Origin of the sequence: Methylobacterium sp. CCH5-D2, assembly GCF_001556475.1 — a bacterium.
In the GTDB taxonomy this organism is placed as follows: domain Bacteria; phylum Pseudomonadota; class Alphaproteobacteria; order Rhizobiales; family Beijerinckiaceae; genus Methylobacterium; species Methylobacterium hispanicum.
The window spans coordinates 1-9,774 of record NZ_LSIX01000217.1 but is presented as its reverse complement, the minus strand read 5'-3'; the positions used below and the strand labels follow the sequence as shown (position 1 = coordinate 9,774).

Genomic DNA, 9,774 nt, shown 5'->3' with positions numbered 1-9,774 from the left:
GTGGGGGCGCGCGACCGCGGGCCCGCGCCCCCACGACCGCCGGACCCGCCGACGCCGGCCTGCCGGACGCGCCCTCGATCGCCCCGTCCCGGGGCCTAGGTCCGCTCGCCGCTCAGGAGGTCGCGGTGGAAGGCGGCGTCGAGCCGGCGCATGAAATGCTCGGCGCAGCACATGTGCTCGTGCATCACCGCCTCGACCGCCCCGGCATCCTCCGCCCGGAAGGCGGCGACGAGCCGGCGATGGCTGTCGATGTTGTGGGCGCCGAAGGCCTCGTGCTCCGTCGCGCTGGCGCTGCGGAACTCCACGAGGTCGCGCAGCAGGCTGTTCAGGAACCGGCACATGAAGGCGAGGAGCGCGTTGTCGCTGGCGTCGCACAGGATGTCGTGGAACTTCAGCTCCAGCACGCGACCGCGGGCGCGATCGCCGGCGTCGGCCGCCGCCTGGCAGGCCTCGATGTTGCTCGCGAGCTGCCGCAGGACCTCGTCGTCGATCCGGCCCACGATGCTGACGCCCAGCGCGACTTCGAGGCTGCGCCGCACGGCGTAGACCTGGGCGAAGTCGAGCTGCCGGAAATGCAGGAAGCGGCGCAGCTGCTGGGCCGCGGCATCGAGCGAGACCGGCCGGATCTCCGCGCCGCCGTTGGGGCCGGGCTGCATCGTCACCAGCCCCTGCACCTCAAGGGCTTTCAGCGCTTCCCGGATCGTCCCCTTGGCACAGCCGTAATGCTGCATCAGCGCGCGCTCGTTCGGCAGGCGCTGGCCCGGTTCCATCCGTTCGCGGGCGATGCGTCGGCGCAGATCCTCGGCGATCTGATCGGAGAGCTTGATCCGCCGCAGCGGTGCCGCCTCCGCGTCGTCGTCGAGGCTCACCGCGGCCCCCAGGCTGCGTCCGGATCGAGCGGGTAGGCCGGGCGCGCCAGCTTGGCGAAGGGGAAGAGGCGGTAATCGGAGCTGGTGACCCCGGCGCTGGCGCACTCGACCACCGCCCGGGCGATCGGCTCGAAGACCGGGCGGCAATACATGCGCGACTTCAGGACGAGGAACCGCGCCGCCCGCGGATCGAGCCCGTTCTGCGTGAAGATCGCGCGGTCCCAGGGCTCGTGCGGCTCCTCCACGACCAGCACACGCGCCCGGCCGGTGTCGAGCACGGCGGCGCGGCCCATCGAGAAGCGCTGTCCCGTATAGGTCGGGCCCGTGACGACGTAGCCGCCGTCGCCGAGCGCCGCGACCCGGCCGGCGAGGGCGAGCGGTGCCCGGGGCGGGAAGCCCGGCAGCGCCACCTTGTTGCCGAGCCGGATCTCCGCCGCGGCGCCGGTCCCGGCCTGGAACAGGGCGGCCACGGAGTCGGGATCGCAGATCGGCCCGGCGACGATCCCGTCGAGGCCGGCCTCCAGGCAGCCGGCGAGCACGTCCATCACGTCGCAGGTGCCGCCCGACATGCAGTTGTCGCCGTGGTCGAGGAGCAGGACGGGCCCCTCGCCCGGGCCCTCGGCGGCCGCGCGGGCCGCCGCGAGGGATTCCGCGAGCGGCGCCTCCGCGTAGACGAAGTCCGCCCGGCGCGCCCAGAGCGCGGCTCCGAGTTCCTCCGCCGCGGCCCGCGCCAGCCCGGCGCTCTCGGCCGCGACGACGAAGGACGCGCCGGCCTCCGGCTGGTCGGCGAGGGAGAAGCCCCCGAACAGCGTGGCCGCGAGGATGCCGGGCCGCGCCTCGACGGCGCGCGCGGCGGCCACGAGGTCGGCCATCGGTCCCGGCACGCGGGTGTCCATCCGCAGGGTGTGGGCGAGCTGGGGCGGGTGGCACCAAGCCTGGTGCGGGCGCAGACCCGCGTCGAGCATGCGGCCGACGAGACGGGCGACGTGCGCCCCGGTCTCGGCCATGTCCACGTGCGGGTAGGTCTTGAAGCCGACGATCACATCCGCGGCCGCGACCATGCCGGGCGTGACGTTGGCGTGGAGGTCGAGCGCCACGCCGAGCGGGACGTCCGGCGCGACCGCGCGGATCCGGGCGAGGAGCTCGCCCTCGCCGTCGTCCAGGCTCTCCGTCACCATCGCGCCGTGGAGGTCGAGCAGGATGGCGTCGCACCCCTCGGAGACCGCCGCCACGATCGCGCCGGACAGGGCCTCGAAGGCGGCGTCGGCGACGGGCCCGCTCGGGTTGGCGTGGGCCGAGACCGGAACCGCCACCCCGGCGCCGCGCGCCTCCGCGAAGGCCAGGAAGGCGCCGAGCGCCGTGGCGCTGCCCGTGCCCGCCGCGCGGGCCGCCTCGCCCCAGAGGGGCCGGAAGGCTTCGAGCGGCGTCGCCAGCGGCGAGAAGGTGTTCGTCTCGTGGTTCAGGCGAGCGGTCACGATGCGCATGGCGGCTTCCGAGAGTGGGCGGGCCAGAGGGCTCAGTGGGCCTTCACGCCGAGGAAGCGGTCGCGCGCCGCCTCGTCCCGCGCGAAGTCCGGCCCGCTGGCGTGGTAGGCGATCCGGCCGAGTTCGAGGATGTAGTGCCGGTCGGCGAGGCTGATGCAGACGGCGAGGTTCTGCTCGACCAGCAGGATCGGCACGCCCGCGTCCCGGATCAGGCGAATCTGCGCCACGATCTCCTCGACGATGACCGGGGCGAGGCCCTCGACGGGCTCGTCGAGCATCAGGAGCTTGGGGCCGGTGAGGAGCGCGCGGGCGATCGCGAGCATCTGCTGCTCGCCGCCGGAGAGCTGCGCGCCGCCGTTGCGGCGCCGCTCCTCCAGGCGCGGGAAGATCCGGTAGACGTCGGCGAGCGCCCAGGGCGAGCCCTTCCGCACGGCGATCCGCAGGTTCTCCTCGACCGTGAGGAGGCCGAAGATGCCGCGATTCTCCGGCACCAGGCCGAGGCCGGCGCGGGCGATGCGGTGGGGCGCCCAGCCGGCGATCTCGGCGCCCCCGAAGGTCACGCGGCCCCGCCGCGGCGGCAGGAGGCCGGCGGCGCTGCGCAGGGTCGAGGTCTTGCCCGCGCCGTTGCGGCCGAGCAGGCAGACGATCTCGCCCGGGCCCACCTCGAGGCTGACGCCCTGAAGGATGTGGCTCTTGCCGTAGAAGCCGTGGACGTCGTCGAGACGCAGAGCCGCCCCCGCGCTCATCGCAGGTCCCCCGTGATCATGTTGCCGAGATAGGCCCGGCGCACCTCCGGGTCGTCGCGCACCGCCGCGGGCCGCCCCTCGACCAGGACCTGCCCGGCGCGCATCACCGTCACGGTGTCGCTGATGTTCATCACGATGCCCATGTTGTGCTCGATGAACAGCACGGTGTGGTCGCGGCCGAGGTCGCGGATCAGGTCGGTCATCGCGCCGATGTCGTCCGTGCCCATGCCGGAGGTCGGCTCGTCGAGCAGGATCACCCGGGGCCGGGCCGCCATCGCCATGCCGACCTCGAGCCGCCGCTGCTGGCCGTGCGAGAGTTCGCCCGCCGGGCGGCCCGCGACGCCCGCGAGGTCGAGGCGCGCGAGGAGCGCGTCCACGACGGCGAAGGCGGCGTCCCGCTCCGAGACCGCGCGCCAGGGCGCGAGCGCGGCCCAGGGCGTGCGCCCCTGGGCTGCGAGCCGCAGGTTCTCGCGCACGCTCAGGGTGGCGAACAGGCTCGTGACCTGGAAGGAGCGGGCGAGGCCGAGGCGCACCCGGTCGTCGTCGCGGGTGCGGGTGATGTCGCGGCCCCCGAGCGTGATGCGCCCGCTCGCCGCGCGGACACGGCCGGTGAGGGCGTGGAACAGGGTGGTCTTGCCCGCCCCGTTCGGCCCGATGATCGCGTGGACGCTGTTCGGGCGCACCCGCAGGGTGATGTCCTTGAGCGCGACGAAGCTGCCGTAGCGCACGCCGAGCCCGTCCGCGGCCAGGGCGGGCTCGACGGGGGGCTCGATGGCAGACGCGACGGCTTTGGAGGCGGCGGTCACGGGCGGCTCTCCTCCGGCAGGGTGGCGTCCGCGGATGCGGGCTCCGGGGGCGGCTCGCGCGCGACGAGCGCGGCGGCCCGCTCGACGAGGCCCCAGAGGCCGCGCTGCATGAACAGGGCGACGGCGACGAGGAGGACGCCGAGCAGCAGCAGCCAGCGCGGCCAGATCGCCGAGAGGAGGTCGCCGGCCACGAGGTAGAAGGCGGCGCCGAGCACCGAGGCGAACAGGTTTCCGGCCCCGCCGATGATCGTCATGATCAGCAGCGTCTCGCTGGTGTGGTACTCGATGTTCGATAGCGGGGCGACGCCGATCAGCATGGCGTGCAGGGCGCCCGCGAGCGCCGTCACCGCCCCCGAGATCGCGAAGGCCGCGACCTTGAAGGTGCGGACCGGGAAGCCGATGGCGCTGGCCCTGGCCTCGTTGTCCCGGATCGCCAGCAGGGTGCGGCCGAAGGTCGAGAGCGCCACCCGCTGGAGCGCGGCGAACAGCCCGAGGAAGAGCGCGGCGACGAAGGCGTAGTAGGCCCAGGGATCCGAGAGCGGCTTCCCGCCGAGCGCGGGGCGCGGCACGTTGAGGAGGCCGTTGTCGCCGCCGGTCAGGTCGCCGAGCGTGTAGGCCAGGAAGTAGAACAGCTGCGAGAAGGCGAGCGTCAGCATCACGAAGTAGACGCCCTGCCGCCGGATCGAGAGCCAGCCGACCGCGGTCGCGGTCGCGGCTCCGACGAGCGCCACGGCCGGCAGCATCGCCGGGGCGGGCCATCCGGCGCGCAGCAGGATGAGGCCGGCCGCGTAGCTGCCCAGCCCGAAGAAGATGCCCTGCCCGAAGGAGAGCAGGCCCGTATAGCCGAGGAGCAGGTTGCAGGCGGCCGCCGCCAGCCCGTAGATCAGGATCTCGCTCGCGAGCGTGCCCGAGCGGAGGACGAGCGGCAGGACCAGCACGGTCGCCGCGGCGAGCCCGAAATGGACGATGGGGCGTTCGAGGAGGCGGGTCATCGCTCGTCTCCTCAGGCGCGTCCGAACAATCCGCGCGGCATCGTCACGATGACCGCCGCCATGCCGAGATAGATCATCAGCCGGGCCCCCTCGGGCCAGAGCGTGGCCATCAGGCTCTGGGCGATGCCGACCGCGAGGCCGGCCGCGAGCGCGCCCGCGTAGCTCCCCATGCCGCCGACCACCACGACCACGAAGGCGACGCTGAGCGCCTCGACGCTCATGAACGGATCGACCCCGCGGATCGGCGCGGCGAGCGCCCCGGCGAGGCCCGCGAGCCCGGCCCCGAGCCCGAACACGGCGGTGTTGATGCGCCGCGTGTCGTAGCCGAGGAGCGCCATGGTCTCGGGCGATTCCGAGCCGGCGCGCACGATGGCACCGAGCCGCGTGCCCTCCAGGAGCCACCACAATCCTCCGGCCAGCAGCGCGGTCAGCGCGATCACGAAGAGGCGGTACTCGGGGTAGATGAAGTCGCCCAGGATCACGACGCCCGAGAGGCTGTCGGGCGGGGCGAGGTTCGCGCCGATCGGCCCCCAGACGATGATCACGATCTCCTGCACCGCCAGCGCGAGGCCGACGGTCGCGAGGATGTGGAAGGTGTGCGCCTGGGCGTAGATCCGGCGCAGCAGCACGGCCTCGGTCAGGGCGGCGAGCGCGCCGACGGCCAGGAAGGCGAGCGGCAGGGCGAGCCAGAAGCTCACCCCCCGCTCGACCATCGTGTAGGCGAGGTAGGCCCCCAGCATGTAGAAGGCGCCGTGCGCGAAGTTCACGAACTGCAGCAGCCCGAAGATGATGCTCAGTCCCACCGCGAGCAGGAAGTAGAGCATCCCCAGGCCGATGCCGTTGAGGATCTGGAACAGGTAGGTCACGCGAGCCTCCGCGCCGCCGGGCCGATCCGCCGCGCGCCTCAGCTCATCTTGCAGCCGGCGGCCTCGGACGAGAGGAACGACTTGCCGGAGCTGACGATCTCGACGAAATCGTCCTTGTCGGCCATCTGCGACTTGGGCTTTCCTTTGAGCAGGTAATAGTTCTTGATGACCTGATGGTCGGCGGCGCGGATCTCCTCGTCGCCGGTGAGACCCGCATAGGTCAAGCCCTCCAGCGCCTTGGTGACGGCGGGCCCTTCCGCGGATCCGGCCTTCGCGGCGCCGTCGAGCAGGAGCTTCGTCATCAGGTAGGAGCCCGCGAAGGAGTAGTTCGGGCTGAACTTGCGCGTCGCCCGCACCTTCGCGACGAAGGCCTTGTTCGACGGTGTGTCGATGCCGTGCCAGTACTGCGCGCCGAAATAGACGCCCTCGCACAGGTCGGGCCCCAGGGCCTCGAACTGCTCCAGGCCCGAGGCCCAGGCCAGCACGATGGTCATGCGCTTCTTCAGGCCGAAGCTCACCGCCTGGCGCAGGGTGTCGGAGGATTGCGACCCGAAGCTCAGGATCAGCAGCACGTCGGGCTTGGCCGCGATGGCGTTGGTCAGGTAGCCGCTGAACTCCTTCTCGGCGAGCGCGTGGTAGCTGTTGCCCACATGCTCGATGCCCTTCTCCTGGAAGACCGCCTTGGCGGCGCCGAGCAGCCCCTCGCCGAAGACGTATTGCGGCGTGATCGTGTACCAGCGCTTGGCCTGCGGCATCCGCTCGATCAGCGGGCGCACGGTCTGGGCGATCGCCCCGTGGGTGGGCACGCTCCAGCGGAAGGTGCCGCGGTTGCACTCCTTGCCGGTGATCTCGTCGGCGCCGGCGGTGGTGAAGAACACGCCGCCGCCATTCGTCACCTCCTTGCCCATCACGAGCGCTTCCGAGGAGAGGATCCCGCCGGCGAACAGCCGGGCGCCCTCGGCCATCGCCTCCTGCACCCGCCGGGCCGCGGTCGCGGGCTTGCCCTCGGTGTCGAGGTCGCGCGCCACCACCTTGCGTCCCAGAACCGTGCCGGCCTCCTCGGCGGCGAAGGCCGCGCCGAGCGCGGCGAACTTCCCGTTCGCCGCGAAGGCACCCGACATCGGCAGCGGCGCCCCGACGACGAGGTCGGCACCCGCGGCCCGCGCGCCTCGCAGCAGGGCCGGCGACGTCAGGGATGCGAGGGCGAAGGACGAGGTGGCCAGAAAGGAGCGGCGGTCGAGCATGGCACCATCCTGAGAATCGGTCGGACAATCCTATCTATACGTATCGATAGAGCCGACCAAATGGCGCGGCAAACCCGATTTTTACTGCACTGCAAAAATGTGCAGCTGCACAAATGCCGTGCACTGCAATAAGCGAGGGTGCCGTGCGACCGGCGCTGCCGTTTCGGTCACGGTCCTCCGGACAGGGTTCAGCCGAAGGGTTCGGCCTCCGACAGGGGCCGGCCACGGCCCGAGGGGCGGGCCGCCGCGGCGGGACCGGACGGCGCCCGCAGCCCGGGACGCGCCCGGACGAGTGCGGATGGGCGGCCGGCGGACCGGCGGCGAGTGCCGCACTTGCCTGGAGCGCCGAGGCGCCGCACTCTCAGCTTGACAGCAGGGCCGCCGGGCGTGCGCCGCGGCGCGCGCTGCCGGCCGGGGAACGTTCGGGATCACGATGGCGGATGACGGGAATGCCGAGGTCGGCGCGATGGACGGGACCGCCTCGCCCGGGGCTCGGGCGAGGCGTCTCGACCGCCGCTCGTTTCTGTTCGGCTCGGCCGCCGGTCTCGGCGCCTTGGGGTTGGGCGGCTGCGCGACCACCGACGGCGTGATCCTCGCCGAGGCGACCCGGATCTACGGACCGATGCCGGACGAGAAGTTCCCGATCCCGGCGGTCGATGTCCGCAAGGTCGATCCGAAGTACTATCGCCGGACGGTTCGGTACGAATCGAAGGAAGCGCCGGGGACGATCGTCGTCGATCCGCGCAACTTCTACGTCTACCGCATCGAGGGTGACGGATCCGCTACCCGGTACGGCGCCAACGTCGGCCGCGACGGGTTCCTGTGGAGCGGCGACGCCTATGTCGGCCGCAAGTCCGAATGGGCCACCTGGACACCGCCCAAGGAGATGATCCGGCGTCAGCCCGAGGCCGCCAAGTACGCCCGCGGCATGCCGGGCGGCCTCGACAACCCGCTCGGCGCCCGCACGCTGCATCTCTACCAGAACGGCGCCTACACGCTCTACACGATCTACGCCAGCAGCGAGCCCGAATCGATCGGCAGCGGCATCACCAGCGGCTGCGTCGGATTGCTCAGCCAGGACATGATCCACCTCTACGCGCGGACCCCGGTGAAGACGAAGGTCGTGGTCCTGCCGGCCTAGGGGATCCGGCGAGCCCGACCCGGCGGTCGTCCGTGGCCGGGCGAGCCGGACGGCTCGCGCCGGACGGCTCGCGCCGGACGGCTCGCGCCGGAAGGGCCGTCCTGAAAGAAGCGGGACCGGCCGAGGGCGCATTCGATCAAGCGCGCGTCCGGAGCGGACCTATCCTCCTCCAGGCCACGCGTCTCCGTCCGACGCGGAGGCCGCAGGTCGGAGGCTCTCATGACGACTGGATCTCGGAACATGTCCCGGATCGCCCTCGGCGCGATCGCGGCCCTGTGCTGCCTGTCGGTCCGGGCGCAGCCGCTCGTCGTGCAGGTGAACCCGCGCGGACCGACGACCGGCGAGATCGAGGTCGGAGGTACCCCGGTCGCCGTGGCGACCCTGTTCGAGGTGGGGCCGCGCTACACCGCCGCGAACGGGTTCGGCCGCCGGGTCGGGATCGGCAGCCCCGTCCCGGACTGGATCGAGATGGGCCTCTTCCGCAACCAGTCGGTGCCGAGCCTCGATCCGTCGGGCTACTACGGCTACTTCATCTCGCCCGACGACAAGGCCGTGGTGGTGGATCTCGATTCGCGCCGGGTCGTGCGCGTCCTGTCCCACTGAGACCCGGGGTCCGGAGGCCGCCGGATGCGGTGGGCTCTCGGCCTTGCGGCAGGCTTGGCCCTCGCCGCCGCCCTCCCGGCCTGGGCGGCCCGCCCCGGGGGCGCGGCGATCCGCATCGCCTATCAGCGCCCCGCGCAGGCTGAGACGCGCGCGATCTACCGTGACCTCAAGGCGCGCCGCGTGCTGGAAGGCCTGCGGACGATCGTCAGGGGGGTGCGCCTGCCCTACGCCCTGACGCTGCGCCTGTCGGCCTGCGGCGGCGAGCCCGATGCGTGGTACGCGCCCGAGAACCGGACCATCACGGTCTGCTACGAATATGTCCGGGAGGTGCGGGAGACCGCCGCCAGGAGCGCGTCCGCGTCCGGGGCGCCCCGGCACGGCGCGATCTTCGGCCCCGTGGCGCAGGTCTTCCTCCACGAACTCGGGCATGCCCTCTACGATCTCCTCGCCGTGCCGGTGCTCGGCCGGGAGGAGGACGCGGCCGACCAGTTCGCGGCCCTCGTCCTGCTCGAACTGCCGCCCGGGCAGGCTCGGCACGCGATCGACGGCATAGCCCAGCTCATGCGCAGCCAGGCCGCCGAGGAGACGCCCGATCGGGAGACGCTCGCCGACGACCACAGCCTGACCGCCCAGCGCCTCTACAACCTGCTCTGCCTCGCCTACGGCGCCGACCGCGGGACCTTCGGCTACCTCGTGGACGACGGCACCCTGCCCAGGGGGCGCGCCGCGCAATGCGGGGCCGAGTACGACCTCGCGGCATCCGCCCTGCAGACGCTCTTCCGCCGCCACCTGCACGACGGCCGGATGGGTCGCGCCCGCATCCGGCGCGCCTTCCGGTGGATGTTCTGATACCGTTTCCGGTTGATGGGTTCGGTCTAGCGCATCGTCCCGGAACGAAGCGCGGGTCCCCTCTCCCATAGGGAGAGGGACAGGGTGAGGCGTATGAGGCTTCCGAAAGAGGCGGGGGCCTGAACGCGCGTCGATGGCGTGCTCAGTCCTGTCAGGTCATACCCCTCACCCCAA

Annotated in this window: 10 protein-coding genes; 3 read left to right on the top strand and 7 right to left on the bottom strand. The window is 72.3% G+C overall.

Annotated features, from left to right (window positions below; all coding sequences use genetic code 11):
• Nucleotides 1-95: 95 nt before the first annotated feature.
• From AX737_RS05635 to AX737_RS05605, 7 genes are read right to left on the bottom strand one after another with little or no spacing between them, the layout of a single operon-like run.
• Complete coding sequence (locus tag AX737_RS05635) at nt 96-869, bottom strand: FCD domain-containing protein (RefSeq protein WP_066919694.1); 774 nt, start codon at nt 867-869, stop codon at nt 96-98.
• On the bottom strand, nt 866-2,353 hold the full coding sequence (locus AX737_RS05630) for a M81 family metallopeptidase (RefSeq protein ID WP_066919692.1): 1,488 nt from the start codon (nt 2,351-2,353) through the stop codon (nt 866-868). Before AX737_RS05630 ends, AX737_RS05635 begins: the two co-directional genes overlap by 4 nt.
• Before the next feature lie 32 nt (nt 2,354-2,385).
• Nucleotides 2,386-3,099: an ABC transporter ATP-binding protein gene (locus AX737_RS05625; protein WP_066919690.1), complete on the bottom strand. Its 714-nt coding sequence runs from the start codon at nt 3,097-3,099 to the stop codon at nt 2,386-2,388.
• Nucleotides 3,096-3,905 carry an ABC transporter ATP-binding protein gene (locus AX737_RS05620; RefSeq protein WP_238230004.1) on the bottom strand — a complete coding sequence of 270 codons (810 nt, stop codon included), beginning with the start codon at nt 3,903-3,905 and terminating at the stop codon, nt 3,096-3,098. The genes AX737_RS05625 and AX737_RS05620 overlap by 4 nt, the downstream gene beginning before the upstream one ends.
• Entirely contained in the window at nt 3,902-4,897 is a 996-nt protein-coding gene (locus tag AX737_RS05615) for a branched-chain amino acid ABC transporter permease (RefSeq protein ID WP_066919688.1), read from the bottom strand. Before AX737_RS05615 ends, AX737_RS05620 begins: the two co-directional genes overlap by 4 nt.
• Nucleotides 4,898-4,908: 11 nt before the next feature.
• Nucleotides 4,909-5,763, bottom strand: a complete 855-nt coding sequence (locus AX737_RS05610) for a branched-chain amino acid ABC transporter permease (RefSeq protein ID WP_082772904.1) — start codon at nt 5,761-5,763, stop codon at nt 4,909-4,911.
• Between the two features lie 38 nt (nt 5,764-5,801).
• Entirely contained in the window at nt 5,802-7,007 is a 1,206-nt protein-coding gene (locus tag AX737_RS05605) for an ABC transporter substrate-binding protein (protein WP_066919686.1), read from the bottom strand.
• Between the two features lie 433 nt (nt 7,008-7,440).
• Here AX737_RS05605 and AX737_RS05600 point away from each other — a divergent pair, with 433 nt between their 5' ends.
• The 3 genes from AX737_RS05600 to AX737_RS05590 all read left to right on the top strand — a co-directional run bounded on the left by AX737_RS05600 (nt 7,441) and on the right by AX737_RS05590 (nt 9,600).
• Entirely contained in the window at nt 7,441-8,148 is a 708-nt protein-coding gene (locus AX737_RS05600; RefSeq protein WP_066919684.1) for a L,D-transpeptidase, read from the top strand.
• A 240-nt stretch (nt 8,149-8,388) separates the two neighbouring features.
• A complete protein-coding gene (locus AX737_RS05595) occupies nt 8,389-8,751 on the top strand; it encodes a hypothetical protein (RefSeq protein WP_066919682.1) in 363 nt (120 codons plus the stop codon).
• 24 nt (nt 8,752-8,775) lie between these two features.
• A complete protein-coding gene (locus AX737_RS05590) occupies nt 8,776-9,600 on the top strand; it encodes a DUF4344 domain-containing metallopeptidase (protein WP_066919680.1) in 825 nt (274 codons plus the stop codon).
• Nucleotides 9,601-9,774 lie beyond the last annotated feature (174 nt).

What these genes read in the sequence shown, in the direction of transcription:
- AX737_RS05630 (WP_066919692.1), bottom strand. Translation starts at nt 2,353, where the DNA reads ATGCGCATCGTGACCGCTCGCCTGAACCACGAGACGAACACCTTCTCG.
- AX737_RS05625 (WP_066919690.1), bottom strand. Translation starts at nt 3,099, where the DNA reads ATGAGCGCGGGGGCGGCTCTGCGTCTCGACGACGTCCACGGCTTCTAC.
- AX737_RS05615 (WP_066919688.1), bottom strand. Translation starts at nt 4,897, where the DNA reads ATGACCCGCCTCCTCGAACGCCCCATCGTCCATTTCGGGCTCGCCGCG.
- AX737_RS05605 (WP_066919686.1), bottom strand. Translation starts at nt 7,007, where the DNA reads ATGCTCGACCGCCGCTCCTTTCTGGCCACCTCGTCCTTCGCCCTCGCA.
- AX737_RS05600 (WP_066919684.1), top strand. Translation starts at nt 7,441, where the DNA reads ATGGCGGATGACGGGAATGCCGAGGTCGGCGCGATGGACGGGACCGCC.
- AX737_RS05595 (WP_066919682.1), top strand. Translation starts at nt 8,389, where the DNA reads ATGTCCCGGATCGCCCTCGGCGCGATCGCGGCCCTGTGCTGCCTGTCG.
- AX737_RS05590 (WP_066919680.1), top strand. Translation starts at nt 8,776, where the DNA reads ATGCGGTGGGCTCTCGGCCTTGCGGCAGGCTTGGCCCTCGCCGCCGCC.